Raw genomic sequence first — 23,401 nt, forward strand, 5'->3', positions numbered from 1 at the left:
CGAACCGCGTAAGGATTCATCCGTGGCATCCTCCTCGCACCGCCGGCCCCGCCCCGAGCGGCGCGCCCGCCGCGTTCCCCTCGTCACGGTGGTCGCCGTGGCGGCCGTCGCGCTCGCCGTGTCCCTGGTCGTCGCCTTCCGCCCGGACGGCGGGGCCGAGACCGGGGCCGACGGCGGGGCCCGCGCCGTCGAGCCCGCCGCCGGGGCCGCAGTGAGCGGTTCACCGACGGCGACCCGGACCACCGGGCCGTCACCGTCGCCGAAGCCGTCCACGGCGTCCCCGAGCGCGACGGCCGGCGGGACGGCCGCCCCCGCCGCCACACCCACCGGCGCGTCCGGCCCGTCGGGCGGACGTCCGGCCGGGACCGCCGCGCGGACCGCGGCCGGCACGGCACCGGCGGCGGGGCGGATCGCGCCCGGGACCGCCTACCGGGGTGTCGCCACCTCCTACGACGTCGGGAACGGCGACGGCGCCTGCTCCTACGGCCCCACCTCCGACGTCATGACGGCGGCGATGAACACCGCCGACTACGAGACGTCCAAGGCGTGCGGCGCGTACGTCCTCGTCCGGGCCGGGAGCGGAGCGTCGATCACGGTCCGCATCACCAACGAGTGCCCGGCGCCCTGCGAGGCCGGCCAACTCGACCTCAGCCGCCAGGCCTTCGCCGAGCTCGCCCCCCTCTCGGCGGGCCGCATACCGGTCACCTGGAGCCTGCTGAGCCCCGCCACCTCGGACACGGTCTCGATCCGCTACAAGACCGGCTCCACCCGGTACTGGTGCGGCATCCAGGCGATCGGCCACCGCAACCCGCTGGCCCGGCTGGAGGTCCGCACGGGCGCCGGCTGGACCCGGCTGGCGCGCACCGGGTACAACTACTTCCTCTCCGAGCAGGGCAGCGGCTGCGGCGGCGCGCTCCGGCTCACCGACATCTACGGGGAGCGGCTGACGGTGGAGGGGATCGCCGTCCGGGCGGACGTGGTGCAGCCGACGCGGGTCCAGTTCGCCCGGCACTGAGCGCTTACTCTCGCGGTATGGCCAAGGATCTTCATGAGCTGCTGAGGTCGCTGCGGGTGTGGGACCCGGAGGTGACCGCGCTGCCTCCGTTCGCCCCGGAGGAAGCCCCCGCCGAGCCGCTGCCGCTCTTCACGGACTGGTTCGCCGAGGCGGTGGCGGCGGGCGAACGCGAGCCGCACACGACGACCCTCGCCACGGTGGGCGAGGACGGCCTGCCGGACGCCCGCATCGTGATGCTGCACGGCGCCGACGCGGACGGCTGGGCCTTCGCGACGCACGCCACCAGCCGGAAGGGCCGTCAGCTCGCCGCCCGCCCGTACGCGGCCCTCACCTTCTACTGGCCGGTGCTGGGCCGCCAGGTCCGGGTGCGCGGCCCGGTCGCCTCGGCCCCCTCCGAGGAGGCCCAGGCCGATCTGCACGCCCGCTCGACGGGGGCCCTGGCCGCCGCCCTGACCGGACGGCAGAGCGAGATCCTGACCTCGACGGAGGACCTGACGGCCGCGTCGGAGGCGGCCTGGGAGCACGCCCGCGCGAACCCGACGGCCACCTCCCCGACCTGGACCCTGTACCGGCTGCGCCCGGACGAGGTCGAGTTCTTCCAGGGCGACAGCACCCGCCGACACGCACGACTGCGGTACCGCCGGACGGCGGGAGCCTGGTCCAGAGAACAACTCTGGCCGTGAGAAGCCCCCGCTGACCCCGCCGAAAGTCCGGCGTCCGCCACGCTCCGGCCCCTCACTCACCCGGAAGGGGCCGCCGGGCACCCCGCCCGCCTCCTGATCGGGCGCCCCTCAAGGCCGGTCCGGCTCCGGGTCCGTGGCCAGGCGGGCGTGGAGGTGGACGTCGCGGAAGGCGTCCCGGCGGCCCGACTCCCACATCGCGCCGCGCAGGGTCCCCTCGCACGGGAAGCCGCAGCGTTCGGCGATCCGGCAGGAGGCGTCGTGGCCGAGCGCGTGGCCCAACTCCAGCCGGTGCAGACCGGCCTCGGTGAACGCCCAGCGGGCGGCGAGCAGCAGGGAGCGGGTGGCGACGTGCCGGCCGCGCGCCTCCGGCAGGACCCAGTAGCCGACCCTGGCGAAGCTCAGCACGCGGTCGATCATGTTCACCCCGACCTGCCCGAGGACCGTGCCGTCGGCCGCGTCCGTGACGCAGAACGTCATGGCGCGTCCGGCGGCCATGTCCGCGCCGCGGCCCTCCAGGGACGACCGGGCGCCCGCGGCGTCGGTGATCGTCCGCAGTGGGGTGTTCCAGCGCACGAACTCCGGGTCGACGTGCCCGCGCAGCCAGGCGTCCACGTCGGTGGCGGACTCCGGGTCCCAGGGCCGCAGGGTGAGGCCGTGGCCGTGGAGACCGGAGGCGAGGGGGGCCGGGTGCGGCTCGCGTATGTCGGTCATCCGGCCATTGAACACCGCCGGTCCTTCACGGCGCGGGCCGGAACACCGGAACCCCGTCCCGGAACGCGACCGTCAGCGCCAGCCCCGCCCGCAGCCCCGCCGGCGGCCCCGCCGACTCACCCCCGGCCTCCCCCACCACCTCCGTGGACATCCGCGGCCCCTCCGCCAGATCGACCACCGCCGCGACGTACGGCGTGCGCCCGTCGAAGGGCGGCAGGTCGTTGCGGTGGACGACGGACCAGGTGTAGAGGGTCGCCAGACCGCTCGCGTCCTCCCAGGTCACGTCCTCGCTCCAGCAGTACGGGCAGAACTCCCGGGGGTAGTGGTGGGCCCGTGCGCAGGCCCCGCAGCGCCGGATCAGCAGCCGGCCCTCGGCGGCCGCGTCCCAGTACACGCGGGTGAACGCGTCGGTCTCGGGAACGTCGGAACGGTCGCCCATCTCCATGGATCTGACGGTACGTCAGCTATCCCGCCACGGGAAGACCGCGCCGCCCGACGAGAGATCCCTGTGCGTCCGCCGTGAAACTGTGCGTCGACCGTGAATGCCACGAAGATTGTTGACGATTTTGTTGGCGCCGAATTACGTTCGCCTTCGCAAGCCCGGAGAGCACAGTCACCACCCGGTTCATCGAGAGGCAGCATCGTGAAGCACAGGGCAGTCAAGCGCAGGTCGGTCGTCTTGGGGCTCGGCGCCACCGCGGGTGTCGCGGCTGTGGGCGGGATCGCCATCGGCGCGCAGGCTTCCAGCGGCTCGTCGGCGTCCTCGTCCTCGGACGCCGGTTCGCTGGCCTTCGACCCGGACGCCTGGACGAGGCTCACGACGACCGTCACGGACACCGCCGGCGACGAGCACACCGTGACGTACCACTTCTGGAAGGCGATCACCTACGTCGCCAAGCCGGTGGACGCCGCCTACCAGTCGCTGAACGTGAGCGTGCCGGTGGAGATCGACGGCACGGCGGTCGACGCGAGCGACGCGCCCATCCTGTTCGCGAACTCCGTCGGCGGCTACATGCCGTCCTCCGTGGCGGACGCCACCGGGATCGGCGCGGGCGGCATGGGCGGCGGAACGGGCGGCGGCGCACCCAGCGGCGCACCCAGCGGCGCGCCCTCCGCCAGCGCCTCCGCCTCGGCCTCCGCCCCCGGTGCCAACGGCAACACCAACGCCACCGGCGGGGCCCTGTCCTCCAACCAGCTGCTGGCCCTGGCCGCCGGCTACGTCGTCGTCGAGCCCGGCGCCCGCGGCCGTACGCTCAAGAACTCCGCCGGTGAGTACTACGGCGTGGCCCCCGCCGCGATCGTCGACCTCAAGGCCGCCGTGCGGTACGTACGGGCCAACAAGGGCGTCATCCCCGGCGACACCGACCGGATCGTGTCCGCCGGCACCAGCGCGGGCGGCGCGCTCTCCTCGCTGCTCGGCGCGTCAGGCGACAGCCCGCTCTACGCCGAGTACCTCGAGGAGCTCGGCGCGGCCGACGCCTCCGACGCGATCTTCGCGACCGGCGCCTGGTGCCCGATCACCGACCTGGAGCACGCCGACGGCTCCTACGAGTGGAACTGGGGCACCAACGCCCTGGGCACCGGCAAGCAGGTCGACCAGACGGTGTCGAAGGCGCTCCGGTCGCAGTTCGCCGAGTACCAGGCCGGACTGAAGCTCAGGGGACTCGGCGGCTTCGGTCCGCTGAACGCCCGCAACTACGACGAGTACCTGGTCGAGCAGTACCTGGAGCCGTCGGCCACCACCTACCTGGCGGCCCTCTCCGACTCCGCCCGCGAGACGTACCTCGCCGCCAACACCTTCATCACCTGGAAGAACGGCAAGGCCGGCTTCACCTGGGCGGACTTCCTCACCCACGTCGGCGCCCGCAAGAAGACCGTACCGGCCTTCGACGCCTTCGACCTTTCGGCGGGCGAGAACAACGAGTTCGGCAAGGGCACGGTCCTCTCCCGTCACTTCACGGCGTACAGCCTGAGGAACGACACCACCGGGCTCACCGCCAAGCGCCTCGACAGCGACATCCCCGAGCTGCTGCGGCTGATGAACCCGATGTACTTCCTGGTGGACAAGCCCAACCCGGGCCGCAGCAAGCACTGGTGGATCCGTCTCGGCACCAAGGACTCCGACACCTCGCTGACGGTCTCCGCCAACATCGCCGCCGCGGCGAACGGCCTCGGCGACGACGTCGACCACCTCTACTACTGGGACCAGGGCCACGGCGCCAACACCGACCCGGGCGACTTCATCACCTGGATCGCCAAGGTGACCGGCCACCGGGCCAGGACCGGCGGCAAGGCCGCGAAGCGGTAGTTCCGCGCGCCTCCCGGCCCGCCCGGGAGGCATCCTGAACGCGGAGGCGTGTGTTTCCCGTCATGGTCATGGACGCCCCGCCCGCGCCGGCGTCGGTCTCCCGTCATAAGCGACCGACGCCGTCGCACGCGACGCCCGGCCCGAGCGCACCTGGGCCGGGCGTCGCACCCTTCCCCGGGACGCGTCCCCGCCGTCGCGTCCCCACCGTCACACCCGGCCGGGCACAACCAAGTGGCCTACGTCACCGGCCCTACCCGCACTTCCCCCACGCGTGATCGATCCGCAACCAATTCCGGTCTTGACCGAGACCCATCAACGGTCCCCGTGATTACGCTCGCGCTCATGGAAGACTCCGCACCGCGCCCGGCCCCCCAGGCGATCACCACCGCGAACCCGGCCGACCGCCCCGTCTACGTCATCGGCGGCGGTCCCGGCGGCCTCGCCACCGCGTACGCGCTGCGTGCCCAGGGCGTACGGGCCGTCGTCGTGGAGAAGGCCGACGCGGTCGGCGCGTCCTGGCGCCGCCATTACGACCGGCTGCATCTGCACACCACCCGGCGCCTCTCGGCCCTGCCGGGGCTGGTGATGCCACGCCGGTTCGGACGGTGGGTGGCCCGCGACGACATGGTGCGCTACCTGGAGAAGTACGCCGAGGTGCACGAGCTGGAGACCGTCACCGGCGTCGAGGTCTCCCGCGTGGAGCGCACCGCGGACGGCACCGGCTGGCTGCTGCGCGCCAGCGGCGGGCGCGAGCTGGTCGGCTCGGCGGTGGTCGTCGCCACCGGCTACAACCACACCCCGCACCTGCCGGACTGGCCCGGCCGCGAGACGTTCAAGGGCGAGCTGGCGCACGCCGCCGCCTACCGCAGCGGCAAGGAGTACGCGGGACGGGACGTCCTCGTCGTCGGCGTCGGCAACACCGGCGCGGAGATAGCCGTCGACCTGGTGGAGAACGGCGCGGCCCGGGTGCGGCTGTCCGTGCGCACCGCCCCGCACATCGTGCGCCGCTCCACGGCAGGCTGGGCCGCGCAGTACACGGCCGTGCTGGTACGGCGGCTCCCGGTGCGCCTGGTGGACCGGCTCGCGCGGCCGATGGCGAAGCTCAGCGTGCCCGACCTGTCGGCGCACGGTCTGCCCCGCCCCGACAGCGGTCTCTACTCCCGCGTCAAGGAGGGCGCCATCCCGGTGCAGGACGTCGGCCTGATCGACGCCGTGCGCAAGGGCAGGGTGGAGATCACGGCCGCCGTGACGGGCTTCGAGGAGGACGGGGTCGTCCTCGCCGACGGCACCCGGATCACCCCGGACGCCGTCGTCGCCGCCACCGGGTACGTCCGCGGCCTGGAGGACCTGGTCGGCCACCTCGGCGTGCTCGACGACCGCGGCAGACCCGTCGGCCACGGCGCCCGCCCCCCGAAGGACACTCCCGGCCTCTACTTCACCGGCTTCACCACCCCCATCAGCGGCACACTCCGCGAGCTGGCGATCGACGCGGAGCGCATCGCGAAGGCGGTGCGCCGCCAACTCCGTTGACGCTTACTTCAGTTACCGACGCGTCAGATGTGACGAGAGCGTTGTCCCGGGCCCCCACGCGAAGCCAGAATGTGAGCCCTGTTCACCTTTCCGGCTCCCCCTCTCTACGGAGGACGCACGTGGCACGTGAAAGACAGCACTCCCCCCGCACCGGTGACGGCGGCATGTCCCGCCGTTCCCTGCTCGGGCGCTCCGCCGCCGTGGCCGCAGGCGCCACCGCCCTGACGGCGACCGCCGCCGGTCCGGCCGCCGCGGCCGCCACCCGGGACGTGGACGTCGCGATCGTCGGCGGCGGACTCGCCGGTCTCACCGCGGCCCGCGACCTGGTGGCCGCCGGCCGCACGGTCACCGTCCTGGAGGCCCGCGACCGGGTGGGCGGCCGGGTGGTCAACCTGCCTCTGGCGAACGGCGGAGTCACCGAGGGCGGCGGCGAGTTCATCGGCCCCACCCAGGACCGCGTCAAGGCGCTCGCCGACTCCCTGGGCGTGGCCACCTTCGCCACCTACAACACCGGCAAGAACCTCCTCTACAAGGACGGCAGGAAGACCCCGTACGCCACCGACGGCCTCCTCGGCTCCGTCCCGCCGGTCGATGTCGCCGGCCTAGCCAACGCCGCGATCGTCCAGGCCTCGCTGGACGACATGGCCAGGACGGTGCCCGTGGACGCGCCCTGGACCGCCGCCAAGGCCGCCGAGTGGGACAAGCAGACCTTCGAGAGCTGGCTGAACGCCAACGCGGTGGTCCCGTCGGCGAAGTTCCTCCTCGACGTGGCCTGCACCTCGATCTTCTCGGCCGAACCCCGCGAACTCTCGCTCCTGTTCGTCCTGTTCTACATCGCGGCCGCGGGCAACGAGTCGACCCCCGGCACTCTGGAACGCCTCACCGAGACCGCGAACGGCGCCCAGGAACTGCGCTTCGTCGGCGGCTCCCAGCTGCTGCCGGTCAAGCTCGCCGCGAGCCTCGGCGAGCGGGTGGTCCTGAACGCGCCGGTGCGCACGATCGTCCGGTCCGGCGGCAGGTACGTCGTCACCGCGGACGGCATCACCGTCACCGCCAAGCGGGTCGTCGTCGCCGTTCCCCCGCCGCTCGCCGCCCGCATCCGGTACGAGCCGCTCCTGCCCGCCGCCCGCGACCAGCTCACCCAGCGCCTGCCGATGGCCTCGGTCGGCAAGGCGATCGCGATCTACGACACCCCCTTCTGGCGGGCCGACGGCCTCAACGGCCAGGTGGTCAGCGACACCGGAGTGATCAGCTCGACCTTCGACAACTCCCCGCCCGACGCCTCGTACGGCGCGCTGATGGGCTTCATCGAGGCCGACGAGGCCCGGAAGCTGGACGCGGCTAGCGAGGCGGAGGTCAGGGCGGCCGTGCTGAAGGACTACGTGACGTACTTCGGCGACAAGGCCGCCTCCCCCTCCTCCTTCGTCCTCCAGCGCTGGAACAACGAGGCCTACACCCGCGGCGGACCGGTCTCGATCGCCGCGCCGGGCGTTCTGACCCAGTACGGCCCGGCCCTGCGCGCGCCGGTCGGCGGGATCCACTGGGCCGGGACGGAGACCTCCGTCCACTGGATGGGCTTCATGGACGGAGCCGTGCGGTCGGGCGAGCGGGTGGCGAAGGAGGTGCAGGCGGTGCTGTAGCCACCGCCCGCCCCCACCGTCGGCCTCCACAGCCGGCCGCCGCCGCGCCCGGCCCCCGCAGGCTCACCGCCCGGCTCCCCGCCCACCCTCCGGCCGCCGCCCGCCCGCTCCTTTCTGTGTGCACGACCATTCCTGACGCTCCGTCAGCTATGTAACCTGACAGAGCGTCAGTTACTTGACGGTCACTCATGGCAGTCACACAGGAGCGGGCGGACCGATGCTTGGATCAACCCACGGCACCCTCACCACCGACTCCCGCCGGGCCCGGGTCATCGCGTGCGGCGAGCATCCCGGGACCGCCGTCCACGGCCGGCCGGCCGAGGCGGACGACCTCGACGTCAGCGGCCGTCCGCTCGCCGCGGACGTCCCCGATCTGGACCGGTTCTTCCGGCCGGAGTCGGTCGCGGTCATCGGCGCCTCGGACGCCGAAGGACGCCCGAACACCGGTGTCACCCGGCAACTGGTGGGCTGGGCCGAGCGGGTGGGGGCGCGGCTGCATCCCGTGCACCCCACCCGCGCGAGCGTCTTCGGGCTGCCCTGCTCGCCGTCCGTCGCCGACCTGCCCGAACAGGTCGACCTGGCCGTCCTGCTGGTCGCCGACCCGCTGCCCGTCATCGAGCAACTCGCCGAGACGAAGGTGAGGTTCGCCGTCGTCTTCGCCTCCGGCTTCGCGGAGACGGGCGAGGAGGGGGCGGCCGCGCAGGACCGTCTCGCGGCGGCGGTGGCCCGCTCGGGCATCCGTCTCCTGGGCCCCAACACCAACCTCAACGCCTTCGAGCGGTTCCGCGACGATCTCCCCGGACCGTCGATCGCGCTGATCACCCAGTCCGGCCACCAGGGCCGCCCGGTCTTCGCCCTCCAGGAGCTCGGCATCCGCCTCTCGCACTGGGCGCCGACCGGCAACGAGGCCGACCTGGAGACCGCCGACTTCCTCTCCTACTTCGCCGAGCGGCCCGAGGTCGGCGCGATCGCCTGTTACGTCGAGGGGCTGAAGGACGGCCGGGCCTTCCTCCTCGCCGCCGACCGGGCCGCCCGGCGCGGGGTGCCGGTCGTCGCGGTCAAGGTCGGCCGCACCGAGACCGGCGCCCGCACCGCCGCCTCCCACACCGGCAAGCTGACCGGCGCGGACGAGGTCGTCGACGCGGCGATGCGCCAGTACGGCGTGATCCGGGTGGACGGTCTCGACGAACTCCAGGACACCGCCGCCCTGCTGGCCCGCGCCCGGCCGCCGCGGGCCGACGGGGTCGTCGTCTACTCGATCTCGGGCGGCACCGGCGCCCACGCGGCCGACCTCGCGACGGCGGCGGGCCTGACCCTGCCGACCCTGTCGGCGGCCAAGCAGGCCGAGCTGCACGAGTGGATCCCCGCGTATCTGAACGTGGCCAACCCGGTCGACAACGGCGGGCACCCGGTGGGCGACGAGCGCGGCCGGAAGATCATCGACGCGATCCTCGACGACCCCGCCGTCGGCGTCCTGATCTGCCCGATCACCGGCCCGTTCCCGCCGTTGAGCGACCGCCTGGTCCAGGACCTGGTGGACGCGGCGGAACACACGGACAAGCTGGTGTGCGTGGTCTGGGGCTCACCGGTGGGCACCGAACCGGCCTACCGCGACGTGCTGCTGGGCTCCTCCCGGGTGGCGACCTTCCGCACCCTCGCCAACTGCGTCTCGGCCGTCCGCGCCCACCTCGGGCACCACCGCTTCGTGCGCGACTACCGCTCCCCCTTCGACGAGGCACCGCGCACCCAGTCCCCGTCCTTCCGCAAGGCACAGCTGCTGATGCGGCCGGGTCAGCAGCTGAGCGAGCACGCGGCGAAGCAGCTGCTGCGGGCGTACGGCATCCGGGTCCCGCGCGAGCAGCTGGTGACCAGCGCCGCGGCCTCGGTGCGGGCTGCGGGGCTGGTCGGCTACCCGGTGGTGATGAAGGCGTCCGGCGGCCGGCTCGCCCACAAGACCGAGCTGGGCCTGGTGAAGGTCGGTCTGACCTCGGCCAGCCAGGTCCGGGACGCCTACCGCGAGCTGACCGACATCGCGCGCTACGAGGGGGTCGCGCTGGACGGCGTCCTGGTCTGCCAGATGGTGGAGCGGGGCGTGGAGATGGTGGTCGGCGTGACCCACGACGACCTGTTCGGCCCGACCGTGACGGTCGGTCTCGGCGGGGTGCTGGTGGAGGTCCTGCGGGACGCGGCCGTGCGGGTGCCGCCGTTCGGCGAGGACCAGGCCCGCGACATGCTGGCCGAACTGCGCGGGAGAGCGCTGCTGGACGGCGTACGGGGCCGTCCCCCGGCCGATCTGGACGCGCTCGTCGAGGTGATCCTGCGGGTGCAGCGGATGGCCCTGGAGCTGGGCGAGGACCTCGCCGAGCTGGACATCAACCCCCTGGTGGTCCTGCCGTGGGGACAGGGCGCGGTGGCGTTGGACGCGCTGGCGGTGTGCCGGTGAGCATCACCGTGTCGCGCACGGCCGGCCGGCAGGTCAGCCATGTCGCCCTCGACCGCCCCGAGACCCTGAACGCCCTCACCCCCGCCATGCGGGACCGGCTGATCGACCTCCTCGAGCAGGCCTCGGCCGACCCGGACGTCCGGGCGGTGGTCCTCACCGGCACCGGCCGCGGCTTCTGCGCGGGAGCGGATCTGCGGGGCGCTCCCACCGGCGGCGAGCGGGTGGCCGGCGATGTGAGCCGGACCCTGCGACGCGGCGCCCAGCGTCTGATCGGTGCCGTCCTCGACTGCGAGAAGCCGGTGATCGCCGCGGTGAACGGCACGGCGGCCGGCCTGGGCGCGCACCTCGCGTTCGCCTGTGACCTGGTGCTGGCCGCGGAGTCGGCGCGGTTCATCGAGGTCTTCGTCCGCCGGGGCCTGGTCCCGGACGGCGGCGGGGCCTACCTCCTCCCCCGGCTGATCGGCCCCCGGCGGGCCAAGGAGCTGATGTTCTTCGGCGACGCGCTCGGCGCGCCGGACGCCGAACGCCTGGGCCTGGTCAACCGGGTGGTACCGGACGACGAACTGGACCGCACGGCGCGGGAGTGGGCGGCACGCCTGGCCGCCGGCCCCACCCGCGCGCTGGCCCTCACCAAGCACCTGGTCAACACCTCCCTGGACGGCGACCGGGCCACCGCCTTCGCCGCCGAGGCCGCCGCGCAGGAGATCAACATGACGACGGAGGACGCGCGGGACGGCGTGGCGAGCTTCGTGGAGCGACGCGAGCCGAGGTTCCGGGGCCGGTGACGGTTCCCGGCCGCCGCGGGCCTTCCTATCTGACGAAGCGTCAGTTTCAATGGAACACATGATGGGACATGTGGGCATGGCGGCCGCGGCCGTCCGTTACCTCAGGGCGGACCACCCGGTCGAGGCACTGCCGCGCCCGGAGCTGCGCTGTGTCCGCGAGGACGAACGCGCCCCGGTGGACCAGGGCGAGTTCCGGCGGGTGCTGGGGAGCTTCGCGTCGGGCGTGACGGTCGTGACGGCACCGGCCGTCGAGGGCGAGGACGGCGGCGGGCAGGGGATCGCGGGCCCGGCCGGCTTCGCCTGCCAGTCCTTCTGCTCCCTCTCCCTCGATCCGCCGCTGGTCGCCTTCATGGTCGGCCGCACGTCCACGAGCTGGCCGCGCATCGCCCGCGCCGGCGTGTTCTGCGTCAACGTGCTGAGCGCCGGCCAGGCCGGTCTGTGCCGCGCCTTCGCGGCGAGCGGCACCGACAAGTTCGCGGGGGTCGCCCACGACGCGGCTCCCGTGTCCGGGGCACCCCGCCTGGCCGGCACCCTCGCCTGGATCGACTGCGCGATCCACGCCGTCCACACGGGGGGCGACCACCTCGTCGTCGTGGGCCGGGTGCACGCCCTGGGGACGGGCGAGGCCGCGGACGAGCCGCCCCTGCTGTTCCACCGGGGCCGCTTCCTCTGAACGCCGTCCGGTTCGCCCGTCCGGTTCGCCGAGCGGTTCGCCCGTCCGGTTCGCCGAGCGGTTCGCCCGTCCGGTTCGCCGAGGGGTTCGCCCGTCCGGTTCGCCCGAGCGGGACACGCGGCCGGGTCGGTCGTCCGGTACGCCGGCTCAGCGCACGTATTCGACGATCTGCATCATGCCTTCGTCGCCGTGCTGGAGCTGGTGGCAGTGCAGCATCGAGCGGCCGGTGAAGTCCTCGGCGCGCAGCCGGAAGGTGACCGAGCCGTTCGGCGGTACGGCGACGGTGTCGTGCCAGACCGGTGTGGCCAGCGGCCGGTTGTCGACGGCGGTCAGCAGGAAGTGGTTGGTGTGCAGGTGGAACGGGTGGTGACTGTGGGCGTGGGAGTCGTTGACGACCGTCCACTCCTCGACCTCGCCCAGCCGGACGCGCTGGTTGACGAAATCGGGCGCGAGACGGCCCCAGGCGAGGTCGTGGCGCCCGGCCAGCGGGTCGGCGGGCGGGGTCTCGCCGTCGCCCAGGATGCGGTAGGCGTTCGGGAAGGCGCCCGGGAAGACGTTCTCGTAGCTGCGGAAGGTCAAAGACCGGGTGCGGGTGGGCTCGGGCAGTCTGGTGGGCCTGCCGGGCAGGGCGGCGGGCAGCCGCATCGGGCGGGCCTCACCGGTGACGACGAGGGTCAGCAGGGTCTGCGAGGGGCCGCCGCCGGTCAGCTTGTAGGTGCCGGGCTCGCCCCCGCGGATCAGCAGGTCGACGCGCCCGCCCATCGGCAGCGTCAGACCGGTGGTGGCGACGGGTTCCATGAAGGTGATGCCGTCGCAGGCGATCTGGTGCAGCTCGTGTGCGCGCAGACTCAGGAAGTGCGCGGTGATCGCGCCGGCGTTGACGACCCGCCAGCGCTGGACCTCCCCCGGGGCGATGGTCAGCACGGGATTCTTCACGCCGTTGACCAGGAAGGTGGAGGCGACGCCGTCGTAGGCGCCGTGCGAGGTCAGCTCCGGAACCCGCCCGCCGGACAGCTTGAGTTCGTTGATGCAGACGACGACGTCCTTGGCGGCGGCGATCTCCGGCACCTCGTCCACGTCCCCCTCGACGACGAGGACGCCCCCCAGACCGCCCAGCAGCTGGGTCGCCGTGGAGCCGTGATGGTGCGGGTGGTACCAGAACGTGCCGGCCGGATGATCCGCCGGGACGTCGACCCTGGTGCGGTAGGTGGCGGTGGTCCCCGGCGTGCCGGAGGGCTCGAACGTGCGGTAGATGTTGTCCGCCTCGCCCGTCGGGTCCACGTGCATCCCGTGCAGGTGCAGGTTGAAGGTGTTGAAGTGATGCGGGACGTTCATGTCCTGATGGGCCGCCCCGTCGTTCGGCGGCAGCGCGTTGACCTGTGTGATCTCGAGTGTGTCCCCGGGCCGCACCCGCAGGGTGGGCCCGGGGATCGCGCCTTCGTAGGTGCGGGTGGTCACCGTGCCGATCCCGGGGAGCGACTGCTCGGTGAACTCGACGGTCAGACCGGTCTCCAGCCGCCCCGTGCGCGTCACCGACCTGCGGACCTCCGGCTGCGGGAAGGCGGCGTCGGCCCCCTGTCGCGCCACCTCCCGCGGACTCGCGGCCGCCCGCGGGCTCGCCGCCACGCCGGTCACGACCGCTCCGGCGGCGACCGGCAGGCACTTCAGCACGCCACGACGGGCCAGAGATGTCACGTATCGCCTCCATGGGCACAGGGCAGCCGAGCGCCGCGGACGGTCCCCGGGCGGCCGGGCAGAGCGACGACACGGAGGCCGCGGCTCGCAGCCATCCGTGTCGGAATGTGCCCATATGGTACGTAAAGGCCCTCGGAAACCCTCGCCGCCTCACCGGCCGCCCGACCACCGGCCCGGGGCCCCGCCGGGCTCGGGCGCCCGGTCAGAGACCCGGCCGCCTCAGGGACTCGGCGGGCCCGGGCGGTCGACAGCCCGGGCGGCCGACGGGCTCAGGCCGTCACGGGTGCGGGCACGGGCGCGGGCGTGGGGAGCACCGGCCGCCGCCGGATCACCAGCGCCATCAGCGCCGCCGCCGCGCACAGCGCACCCGACGCGTACCAGACCATGTCGTACGAGCCGAAGGCGTCCCGCGCCACGCCTCCCAGGAAGGCCACCAGGGCCGCGCCGACCTGGTGGGAGGCCAGGACCCAGCCGAAGACGATGGCACTGTCCTCGCCGTACTGCTCACGGCACAGCGCCAGCGTGGGCGGGACGGTGGCGACCCAGTCGAGGCCGTAGAAGACGATGAAGAAGATCATCGGAGGGTGCACGGACGGGGCCAGCAGCATCGGCAGGAACAGCAGCGAGACGCCCCGCAGCGCGTAGTACACCGCCAGCAGCCGGCGCGGCTCGAAGCGGTCGGTGAACCAGCCGGAGGCGATCGTGCCGACCACGTCGAAGACGCCGATGACCGCGAGCAGGGAGGCCGCCGCCGTGATCGGCATGCCGTGGTCGTGCGCGGCGGGCACGAAGTGGGTCTGGATCAGGCCGTTCGTGGAGGCGCCGCAGATCGCGAAGGTACCGGCCAGCAGCCAGAACGGGCCCGTGCGGACCGCCGAGAAGAGCACCCGCAGCGTGCGGCGCGCGGCGCCCTGCACCGGGGCCGGCTTCGGGACGAACTCCGTCGCGCCGTACGGCTTCTGGCCCACGTCCGCCGGATGGTCCCGCAGCAGCAGCCAGACGAAGGGGACGACGGCCAGCGCGGCCAGCGCGACCGTCACCGCCGCCGGACGCCAGTCGTACCGGGTGACCAGCCAGGACAGCAGCGGCAGGAAGATCAGCTGGCCGGAGGCGGAGGCCGCGGTCAGGATGCCGCTGACCAGGCCCCGGCGTTCGGTGAACCAGCGGTTGGTGACCGTCGCGGCGAAGGCGAGCGCCATCGAGCCCGAGCCGAGGCCCACCAGCAGGCCCCAGTACAGCAGCAGTTGCCAGGCCGCCGTCATCCAGACCGTCAGGAGCGAGCCGACCGAGATCACGGTCAGGGCCACCGCGACCACCCGGCGGATCCCGAAGCGGTCCATCAGCGCCGCCGCGAACGGGGCGGTGAGCCCGTACAGCGCCAGGTTGACCGAGACCGCCGCGCCGATCGTGCCGCGCGACCAGCCGAACTCCTGGTGCAGCGGGTCGATGAGCAGACCGGGGAGCGAACGGAAGGCGGCCGCGCCGATGATCGTGACGAAGGTGACGGCGGCGACGAACCAGGCGCGGTGGACACGACCGCGACGGCGGCCGGCGAGGCGACCGGAGACGCGGGCGGAAACGCGGCCGGGGGCTCCGTCGGGGACACGGTCGGAGACGGGCTTCTCTCCTTCGGCGGACGCCGATGTATCGGTTGTCTGGGTCACGTCACCGAGCTTCGGGCACCGGCACCCGGCGAACGAGTGGCCCGAGGGACAGCATTCGCTAGGATCGGGCCATGGCCGAACCGTACGCACCCTCCCGCCACCGCGTCGTCGTCCTCGCCCTCGACGGGCTGATGCCCTTCGAACTGGGCATTCCGCAGCGCATCTTCGGCAAGGCCCGCGACGCGGCGGGCCGCCGCCTGTACGACGTCGTCACCTGCTCCGTCCGGCCGCCCGGCCCGGTCGAGACGGACGCCGACTACGCCGTCCTGGTCGCCCACGGCCCCGAGGCACTGGCCACCGCCGACACCGTCGTCGTGCCCACCTCCTACGAGCTGGGCCCCGTCTACGAGGAGGGCGTGCTCACCCCCGAACTGGCCGCCGCCCTCGCCCGTGTACGCCCCGGCACCCGCCTCGTCTCGATCTGCACCGGCGGCTACGTCCTCGCCGCCGCGGGCCGGCTGGACGGCCGTCCGGCCACCACGCACTGGATGCACGCCGAGCACTTCCAGCGGCTCTTCCCGAAGATCCGGGTCGACGCGGACGTGCTCTTCATCGACGACGGCGACGTCCTCACCTCCGCCGGGGTGGCGGCCGGGATCGACCTCTGCCTGCATCTCCTGCGCCGCGACCACGGCGCGGCGGTCGCCAACGAGGTGGCCCGCCGTACGGTCGTACCACCGCACCGCGACGGCGGTCAGGCGCAGTACATCGAGCGTCCCGTGCCCGACCCGCAGCAGGCGACCACGACCACCGCCCGCGCCTGGGCGCTGGGCCGTCTCGACGAGCCGATCCAACTGCGCGACATGGCCGAGCAGGAGGCCATGTCGGTACGGACGTTCACCCGCCGCTTCCGCGAGGAGGTGGGCATCAGCCCCGGCCAGTGGCTCACCCAGCAACGGGTCGAGCGGGCCCGGCACCTGCTGGAGTCCAGCGACCGGTCGGTCGACCGGATCGCCCGGGACGCCGGTTTCGGCACCGCCCAGTCGATGCGGCAGCACCTACAGGCGGCCCTCGGGGTCACGCCGACCGCGTATCGCCGCACCTTCCGCACCGTCCGCCCCGGGAGCGACGGGAGCGACGGGCGTGGAGGGAGCGACGGGGGTGGCGGGCGTGGAGGGAGCGACGGGGGTGGCGGGCGTGGAGGGAGCGGTGGTCACGGCGTCGCCGACGCCGCCCTGCGGTGACCTCCCGGCGGTGCGCAACTCGCCCCACCAGCCGATCGCGGTGAGCAGCAGGGTCAGACCGACCCCGGCCAGCACCGCCGTGGACGGGGCGACCACCTTCAGCAGGACACCGGCGAGGGAGCCCGTCGCCGCGTACCCCGCGCCCGCCGCCGCGTACATGACGGAGTAACCGGCGGCCAGGGCGTGCGGCGGCAGCGCCTCGCGCAGGGACAGGTTGCGGGTGAGCACCGCCGCGGACTGGAGGACGCCCCCCACGGCCAGCGCCACCGCGATGCCCCCCGCGTCCGGGGTCAGCGCGACGAAGGTGACACAGACCGACGTCCCCGCCGTCAGCACCACGCTGCGGGTGCGCAGCCGTCCCGGCCAGACCCGCAGGCCGTAGGCGAACGCGCCGAGCCCGCCGCCCACCGCCATCCCGGTCAGCAGCGGACCGGACCAGCCGACGCCGACGCCGCGCTGCTCCAGCAGGGCGGGCAGGACGAGTTCGGCCAGCCCGAGCAGGGTGAGGCCGGCCGCGCCGGTCACGTACACCGGCCAGGCGCCGGTCAGGACCCGCAGCGGCGACGCGCCCGCCCGGTCGCCGCCCCGCGGGTCGTCCGGTCCGTGCCCGCTCCAGGCCGCCGGGAGCAGCCACAGGCCCGCGACCGACGCGGCCATCAGGGCGGCCGCGAGGACCAGCGGGACGCGCGGAGCGACACCGAGGGCCAGGCCGGCGACCGCCGCCGGGGAGGCGGCCCAGACCCCGGCCGTCAGCATCGACTCGACCGACAGCGCCTGTGCCGCCGCCCGCTCCGGCACCAGCGCGGTGAGCAGCGTGCGCAGTCCGCCGGTGGCGGCGGCCGGCGCGGCACCGGCCACGACCGCGCACCCGCCGAGCACCGCCGGATGCGCGGCCGGGAACGCCCCGAGCCCCGCGAATCCGGCGGCCCCGGCCATCAGCCCGACGGCCAGGTGGAGCCGGGCGCGCTCGGGGCGCAGCCGCATCCCGAGGACCGGGGCGCCGACGATCTCCCCGACGACGTACCCCGCCGCGAGGACCGCGCCCAGCGTGTAGCCGCCGGGACGCTCCCGCACCAGGAACACCAGCGCCAGCGGCGCCATGGCGACCGGCATACGGGCGCCGACGGCCGTGCAGCACCAGATCAGTACCTGGCGGGTGGCGACGTCACGGTAGGTCATACGAGGACCGTAGGGGGCGGCACCGACCCGGCCCCACGGGTTTTCCGGGCAGCCGGCCGGGTTTCCCGGTCGGCCGACGGGGCCTTCGTCGCCCCGGTCAGAACGTGAGCACCGCCCGTGCCACCCGCCCCGCCTCCGCGTCCGCCGCCGCCTTCGCGAAGTCCTCCACCGGGTAGGTGTCCGTCACCAGTTCGTCGAGCAGCAGCCGGCCGGTGCGGTACAGCTCGGCGTAGAGCGCGATGTCCCGCTGCGGGCGCGACGAGCCGTACCGGCAGCCCAGGATCGACTTGTCCAGGTACATCGACGAGACCAGGAAGGACGCCTCGGCGGTGGCCGGCGGGACCCCGAGGAGCACCGCCTGGCCGTGCCGGTCCAGCAGGTCGATCGCCTGCCGGATCAGCTCGACCCGGCCGACGCACTCGAAGGCGTGGTCCGCGCCCGTGGGCAGCACCTCGCGCACCGCGTCCGTAGAGGTCAGGAAGTCCGTCGCGCCGAACCGCCGGGCCGTCGCCTCCTTCGCCGGGTTGGCGTCCACCGCGACGATCCGCGAGGCGCCGGCGATCCGCGCCCCCTGCACCACGTTCAGCCCGATCCCGCCCGTCCCGATGACGACGACGCTCTCCCCGTGGCCGACCCGCGCGCGGTTGAGCACGGCCCCGACGCCGGTCAGCACCCCGCACCCGATCAGCGCGGCCGACGTGAGCGGGACGTCCGCCGGGATCCGGACCGCCTGTACCGCCTTCACCACCGTGCGCTCGGCGAAGGCGGAGTTGGCCGCGAACTGGAACACCGGGGCCCCCGCGCGCGTGAACGGCTTGCGCGGGCGCCCGATGGCCTGCCGGCACATCGTCGGCCTGCCGCGGTCGCACTCCGCGCACGTGCCGCAGTTGGCGAGCGTCGACAGCGCGACGTGATCCCCGGGCACGACATGGGCGACCCCCGCGCCGACCGCGTCGACGACCCCCGCGCCCTCGTGGCCGAGGACGACGGGCGCCGGGAACGGGATCGTCCCGTCGACGACCGAGAGGTCGCTGTGACACAGCCCGGCCGCCGAGATGGCGACGAGCACCTCGCCCGGCCCCGGATCGCGGACGGCCAGGTCGTCGACGACCTCGGCCCGCTTCCCGTCGAACACCACGCCTCGCATCGCGTCCCCACCGTCCTGTCCGTTTCCGGTCCGCTATCCCTTGGGCTGCCTGGGCAGACCGAGCACCCGCTCGGCGATGATCGTGCGCTGGATCTGGTCCGAGCCGCCGTAGACGGTGTCGGCCCGGGAGAACAGGAACAGGTGCTGCGCCTCGTCGAGTTCGTACGGGGACGACGGCGACCAGTCCGCCGGGCCGGCACTCGCCGCCGCTCCCCGCACCTGCACGGCCACCTCCCCCAGACGCTGGTGCCAGCCGGCCCACAGCAGCTTCGCCACGCTGGGCGCGCCCGGCCCGCCGGAGCCGCCCAGCGTCCGCAGGGCGTTCCACCGCATGGTGCGCAGTTCGGCCCACAGCCGCACCAGCCGCTCGCGGACGACGGGGTCGTCGGCCGCGCCCGTGCGCACCGCCGTGCGCACGACCCGTTCCAGTTCCCGGGCGAAGCCGATCTGCTGGGCGAGGGTCGACACCCCCCGTTCGAAGCCGAGGAGGCTCATCGCCACCCGCCAGCCGTCGCCCGCCGCGCCGACGACGTGCTCCACGCGCGCGTGCGCCCCGTCGAAGAAGACCTCGTTGAAGTCGCTGGTGCCGGTCAGCTGCCGGATCGGCCGCACCTCGATCCGTCCCGGCTGGTCCATGGGGACGAGGAGGAAGGTCAGTCCGTGGTGCCGCCTGGACGCCGGGTCGGTGCGGGCCAGCACGAAACACCAGTCGGCCTCATGGGCGAGCGAGGTCCAGATCTTCTGCCCGGTGACGCGGTACGACCGTCCGTCGGGGGCGGGTTCGGCTCTGGTCCGGACGCCGGCCAGGTCGGATCCCGCGTCCGGTTCGCTGTACCCCTGGCACCACAGCTCCGCACCGGCGGCGATCGGCGGCAGGAAGCGCGCCTTCTGCTCCGCCGTGCCGTGCGCGAGGAGGGTCGGCGCGAGGAGGTTCTCCCCGATGTGCCCGGACCGGGCCGGGGCCCCCGATCGCGCGTACTCCTCGGCCCAGGCGACCTGTTGGGTCAGGCTCCCGGTCCGGTTCCCGAACCCGCCCTCCGACCACCCGAGGCCGATCCACCCGGCCGAGCCGAGGGTGCGCTCCCAGGAACGCCGATCGGAGGCACGCGGAACATGCGCATCGAGCCAACCGCGCACTTCCGCACGGAACGAATCGTCCGCCGGAGCAGAACCGAAATCCACGCTGACCTCCTGGAAAAGGGGCGACCGCCGCCACCTCAGGGGCGCGGGGAACCGCGCGATCAACCACGCCGCACCCGCAGCCGCCGAACCACGCACGCCTCCGGGCTACCGGGCGTTGGGCCGATCCCCTTCCCGCGCAGCCCGCTCCATCTCCTCCAACCGAGCAAGCATCGGCATCGGATCCACCCCCACCGCCCCCGGCAGGAACTCCGCGATCGTCTCCGGCGTCCAACCGCCGCAGGCATGAGCCGAACGCAGTTCACGCGGCTGCGCCCACACCGCGATCCTCGGCCCCGCGACGGTGTACACCTGCCCGGTGACCTTCGCCTCCCGCGCGCGGTCCGACAGCAGGTACACCACGAACGCGGCCACGTCCTCGGGTTCCCCGATCTCCGTCAACTCCATGGGCACGCCCGCGGACATCCGGGTACGGGCCACGGGAGCCACCGCGTTGGCGGTCACCCCGTACTTGTGCAGACCCAGCGCGGCGCTCCGCACGAGCGAGATGATGCCGCCCTTGGCGGCGCTGTAGTTGGCCTGCGCGACCGAGCCCTGGTGGTTGCCGCTGGTGAAGCCGATCAGTGTGCCGGAGCGCTGTCCGCGCATCACCGCCGACGCGGCCCGGAACACGGTGAACGTGCCCTTGAGGTGGGTGGCGACGACCGAGTCCCACTCCTCCTCGCTCATGTTGAACAGCATCCGCTCGCGCAGGATCCCGGCGACGCACACCACCCCGTCGATCCTGCCGTACGACGCCAGCGCGGTGTCGACGAGCCGCTGCCCGCCGGCCATCGTCGAGATGTCGTCGGCGACGGCGACCGCCTCCCCGCCCGCCGCCTCGATCTCCTTGACGACGGACTCGGCGACCTCGCTGGTGGGTGAGGCCCCGTCCACCGAGACCCCGTAGTCGTTGACGACGACCCGCGCGCCCTCGGCCGCCGCCGCCAGCGCCACCGCCCGCCCGATGCCTCGTCCCGCCCCGGTGACGGCGACGACCTTGCCGGTCAGGAAGTTCCCCACGTCCGGCCCCCTCCCGCAGTTTCTGACGGACCGTTAGATTTGAGATTCGAGGTCTAGATTGACCCGTCCGTCGGTCGGGGACAAGCCCCGGGGAGGCACGGAATGACACTGCCGGTCGAGTTCCACGACATAGCGAAGCGCGTCAACAACTGGGGGCGCTGGGGGGCCGACGACGAGATCGGCACGCTGAACCTCATCACCGACGACGTCGTCCGCGCGGCCGTCGCCGAGGTCCGCACCGGCCACCGCGTCCCGCTCGCGCTGCCGCTGCGGGAGGACGGCGTGCAGACGGGACTGATCCCCGGGCGGGTCAACCCCCTGCACGCCATGGTGCAGATCAACCAGGAGATCTTCGGTCCGGGCACGGTGGCGTGCAGCGACGACGCCGTGACCATGGGCCTCCAGGCCGGCACCCACTGGGACGCGCTGACCCATGTCTCGCACTCGGGGAAGCTCTACAACGGCCGGCCCGCCGGCACGATCACCCCGCACGGCGGTGCCGAGTTCGGCGGTATCGACAAGGCGCGGCACATCGTCTCGCGCGGCGTCCTCCTGGACGTCGCACGCGCGCGTGGCGTCGACCGGCTGGACGGCGAGCACGCGGTCACCCCGGAGGACCTGACGGCGGCGGAGGAACTGGCCGGCACCCGGGTGCGCGCCGGCGACATCGTGCTCGTACGGACCGGGCAGGTGCGGGTCTACCTGTCCGGCGACAAGCAGGGGTACGGCTATCCGTCACCGGGGCTCTCGGTCCGTACGCCGGAGTGGTTCCACGCGCGCGATGTGGCGGCGGTGGCCAACGACACCCTCACGTTCGAGATCTTCCCGCCGGAGATCGACGATCTGTGGCTGCCGGTGCACGCGCTCCACCTGGTGGAGATGGGGATGCTCCAGGGCCAGAACTGGAATCTCGAAGAGTTGTCCACAGCCTGTGGACGAACGGGCCGCTACGCCTTCCTGCTGTCGGCGATGCCCGAGCCGTTCGTCGGCGCCACGGGAACCCCGGTGGCCCCGGTGGCGGTGCTCTAGGAGCCCGCGGGCCCGCGCCCGGACCAGCCCGCGAGCAGGACCCCGAGCAGGCGACGGACCGACCCGCGGACCGACCCGCGGACAGACGCGGACAGACGCGGACAGGCACAGGACACGTGAACAGGCGTTCCCCTCATGTCGGCTGGCGGCGCGCGGCTGCCCGCCCCGAGCACGGCACCGCGCACCGCCATCCGACTCCGGCGCGCCCTCCCCCACTCCCGGCTGTGCCCGAGCGGGAGGGACCCCCACCGACTCCCCTCGGCCCTGAGGGAGCCGGCGCCGAATCACGACCCACACTCGGCGAGAGCCTCCGTCACCGAAGCCCTCGTCGTCCCCTCACGGCGAATCGCTGACCACAAGCGTGATCAAACGGACACGTCACGTCAACACCCGCACGGAGTTTTATTACTTACATCCCCTTTGTGGTGGGCGCGCACGGAAGCACAGGCGGGCGCACCGATACAGGCCCGGACTGTGCGCGACAGCGCTTTCTGCGCCCGTGCACCACCATCCCGCGGGGCCTCCGCGACCGTGCGCCCTCGCCCGCCGCCCGACGGCCACCCCACCGGGGCCCGACCGCCGCCGGATCGTCGCCCGACCGCCGCTCAGACGGCCTCGTACGCGAGCCCGCCGTAAGCCGGCTCGGGCTCCGCCGGGACCGCGCCCCGGCGCTCGTCCACGCCCCGACGCTCCTCCGCGCCGAGGCGGTCCTCCGTGCCCCCGTGGTCCGCCTCGGCCTCAACGACGTCCACGCAGCGGTCCAGTTCGCACCAGATGCGCTTGCCCGCGCCCTCGACGCTCCACCCCCAGCGGTCCGCGAGCCCGTCGACGAGGGCCAGACCGCGGCCGCCGGTCGCCTCGTCCCCGGCGCACCGGGGCACCGGGGCCCGGTCGCTGGTGTCGGCGACCTCCAGCCGGACGGTGGACGGCTCGGCCGTCCCGCCCGGCAGGGAGAGCCGCAGCACGGCCGGACAGCCGGTGTGCACCACGGCGTTGGTGACCAGTTCGGAGACGAGCAGGATCAGCGTCTCGGCGAGCGGCTCCTCGTCCCCTATCCCGGACCCGGCGAGGCGCGAGCGGGCCCACCTGCGGGCGCGCCCCACCTCAGCGGGGTCGGGCCGGATCTCCAGCTGCACTTGAAGCACCTGCACCGCTCACACCATCCGAACCGGCGGACACATGGCCGTGCGCCACGCGAGCCACGCGAGCCGCGTGTGCACCATGACGACGGGGGCCACGATCGTAGCCATTTTCTGCATGGCCAGAACAACAGCCAGAGGCAGGGTGACGGAACGTGAATCCCTTACGAGACAGCTTGGTTGACATACAGTCACCTCAACAAGCGCTTCGGGCATATTCCAGCGCGAAGGAGTACCCGTGCGGCATACTGTGCGACGCTCGTTGCGGGGAGTCGAACAGGCGGGCCCTCGAAGCCCGTCCGCCCTGCGAGCGGCGGCGCGCACCGCCGGATCCGGCACCGCCCCAGGGGCACCGCCGGCATGGCTCATGCTCG

The 23,401-nt window shown here is 73.5% G+C and carries 18 protein-coding genes; 10 read left to right on the forward strand and 8 right to left on the reverse strand.

Annotated features, from left to right (window positions below):
• Positions 1-22 precede the first annotated feature (22 nt).
• Positions 23-1,015, forward strand: a complete 993-nt coding sequence (locus tag AOQ37_RS17080; protein WP_062645389.1) for an expansin EXLX1 family cellulose-binding protein — start codon at positions 23-25, stop codon at positions 1,013-1,015.
• Between the two features lie 17 nt (positions 1,016-1,032).
• The gene (locus AOQ37_RS17085; RefSeq protein ID WP_062645390.1) at positions 1,033-1,698 is read left to right on the forward strand and encodes a pyridoxine/pyridoxamine 5'-phosphate oxidase; all 666 of its coding nucleotides are present in this window, start codon (positions 1,033-1,035) and stop codon (positions 1,696-1,698) included.
• Between the two features lie 108 nt (positions 1,699-1,806).
• Here the strand turns inward: AOQ37_RS17085 and AOQ37_RS17090 are convergent, their stop codons facing one another.
• Together AOQ37_RS17090 and AOQ37_RS17095 are read right to left on the reverse strand one after the other, a co-directional pair.
• The gene (locus AOQ37_RS17090; RefSeq protein ID WP_062645391.1) at positions 1,807-2,409 is read right to left on the reverse strand and encodes a GNAT family N-acetyltransferase; all 603 of its coding nucleotides are present in this window, start codon (positions 2,407-2,409) and stop codon (positions 1,807-1,809) included.
• A 25-nt stretch (positions 2,410-2,434) separates the two neighbouring features.
• Positions 2,435-2,848, reverse strand: coding sequence for a Zn-ribbon domain-containing OB-fold protein (locus AOQ37_RS17095; protein ID WP_062645589.1), 414 nt, complete (start codon positions 2,846-2,848; stop codon positions 2,435-2,437).
• 204 nt (positions 2,849-3,052) lie between these two features.
• Between AOQ37_RS17095 and AOQ37_RS17100 the strand changes: the two genes are divergently transcribed.
• The 6 genes from AOQ37_RS17100 (at position 3,053) to AOQ37_RS17125 (ending at position 11,788) form a co-directional block, all read left to right on the forward strand.
• Positions 3,053-4,717, forward strand: a complete 1,665-nt coding sequence (locus AOQ37_RS17100) for a subtype B tannase (RefSeq protein WP_234436923.1) — start codon at positions 3,053-3,055, stop codon at positions 4,715-4,717.
• A 342-nt stretch (positions 4,718-5,059) separates the two neighbouring features.
• Complete coding sequence (locus AOQ37_RS17105; RefSeq protein ID WP_062645393.1) at positions 5,060-6,247, forward strand: flavin-containing monooxygenase; 1,188 nt, start codon at positions 5,060-5,062, stop codon at positions 6,245-6,247.
• Between the two features lie 164 nt (positions 6,248-6,411).
• On the forward strand, positions 6,412-7,887 hold the full coding sequence (locus AOQ37_RS17110) for a flavin monoamine oxidase family protein (RefSeq protein WP_062645590.1): 1,476 nt from the start codon (positions 6,412-6,414) through the stop codon (positions 7,885-7,887).
• Positions 7,888-8,104: 217 nt separating this feature from the next.
• Entirely contained in the window at positions 8,105-10,330 is a 2,226-nt protein-coding gene (locus AOQ37_RS17115; RefSeq protein WP_062645394.1) for an acetate--CoA ligase family protein, read from the forward strand.
• Complete coding sequence (locus AOQ37_RS17120) at positions 10,321-11,115, forward strand: enoyl-CoA hydratase/isomerase family protein (RefSeq protein WP_062645395.1); 795 nt, start codon at positions 10,321-10,323, stop codon at positions 11,113-11,115. The genes AOQ37_RS17115 and AOQ37_RS17120 overlap by 10 nt, the downstream gene beginning before the upstream one ends.
• Before the next feature lie 61 nt (positions 11,116-11,176).
• Positions 11,177-11,788: a flavin reductase family protein gene (locus AOQ37_RS17125; protein WP_078890244.1), complete on the forward strand. Its 612-nt coding sequence runs from the start codon at positions 11,177-11,179 to the stop codon at positions 11,786-11,788.
• 147 nt (positions 11,789-11,935) lie between these two features.
• Here the strand turns inward: AOQ37_RS17125 and AOQ37_RS17130 are convergent, their stop codons facing one another.
• On the reverse strand, positions 11,936-13,483 hold the full coding sequence (locus AOQ37_RS17130; RefSeq protein WP_078890221.1) for a multicopper oxidase family protein: 1,548 nt from the start codon (positions 13,481-13,483) through the stop codon (positions 11,936-11,938).
• A gap of 269 nt (positions 13,484-13,752) precedes the next feature.
• Positions 13,753-15,147 (reverse strand): MFS transporter, encoded by a 1,395-nt coding sequence (locus AOQ37_RS17135; RefSeq protein WP_062645398.1) that lies wholly within the window; start codon positions 15,145-15,147, stop codon positions 13,753-13,755.
• A gap of 71 nt (positions 15,148-15,218) precedes the next feature.
• Here AOQ37_RS17135 and AOQ37_RS17140 point away from each other — a divergent pair, with 71 nt between their 5' ends.
• The gene (locus tag AOQ37_RS17140; RefSeq protein ID WP_062645399.1) at positions 15,219-16,331 is read left to right on the forward strand and encodes a GlxA family transcriptional regulator; all 1,113 of its coding nucleotides are present in this window, start codon (positions 15,219-15,221) and stop codon (positions 16,329-16,331) included.
• Between the two features lie 1,276 nt (positions 16,332-17,607).
• On the opposite strand, the gene AOQ37_RS17150 is transcribed toward AOQ37_RS17140, so the two are convergent.
• The 3 genes from AOQ37_RS17150 to AOQ37_RS17160 form a co-directional block, all read right to left on the reverse strand.
• Entirely contained in the window at positions 17,608-18,657 is a 1,050-nt protein-coding gene (locus AOQ37_RS17150) for a Zn-dependent alcohol dehydrogenase (RefSeq protein ID WP_062645400.1), read from the reverse strand.
• A 33-nt stretch (positions 18,658-18,690) separates the two neighbouring features.
• Positions 18,691-19,839 carry an acyl-CoA dehydrogenase family protein gene (locus AOQ37_RS17155; RefSeq protein ID WP_062645401.1) on the reverse strand — a complete coding sequence of 383 codons (1,149 nt, stop codon included), beginning with the start codon at positions 19,837-19,839 and terminating at the stop codon, positions 18,691-18,693.
• 105 nt (positions 19,840-19,944) lie between these two features.
• Entirely contained in the window at positions 19,945-20,859 is a 915-nt protein-coding gene (locus AOQ37_RS17160) for an SDR family NAD(P)-dependent oxidoreductase (protein WP_062645402.1), read from the reverse strand.
• Between the two features lie 102 nt (positions 20,860-20,961).
• Here AOQ37_RS17160 and AOQ37_RS17165 point away from each other — a divergent pair, with 102 nt between their 5' ends.
• The gene (locus tag AOQ37_RS17165) at positions 20,962-21,888 is read left to right on the forward strand and encodes a cyclase family protein (protein WP_062645403.1); all 927 of its coding nucleotides are present in this window, start codon (positions 20,962-20,964) and stop codon (positions 21,886-21,888) included.
• A 605-nt stretch (positions 21,889-22,493) separates the two neighbouring features.
• Here the strand turns inward: AOQ37_RS17165 and AOQ37_RS17170 are convergent.
• Positions 22,494-23,024, reverse strand: a complete 531-nt coding sequence (locus AOQ37_RS17170; RefSeq protein WP_062645404.1) for an ATP-binding protein — start codon at positions 23,022-23,024, stop codon at positions 22,494-22,496.
• Positions 23,025-23,401: the final 377 nt, after the last annotated feature.

Origin of the sequence: Streptomyces maremycinicus (assembly GCF_001184025.1) — a bacterium.
In the GTDB taxonomy this organism is placed as follows: Bacteria; Actinomycetota; Actinomycetes; order Streptomycetales; family Streptomycetaceae; genus Streptomyces; species Streptomyces maremycinicus.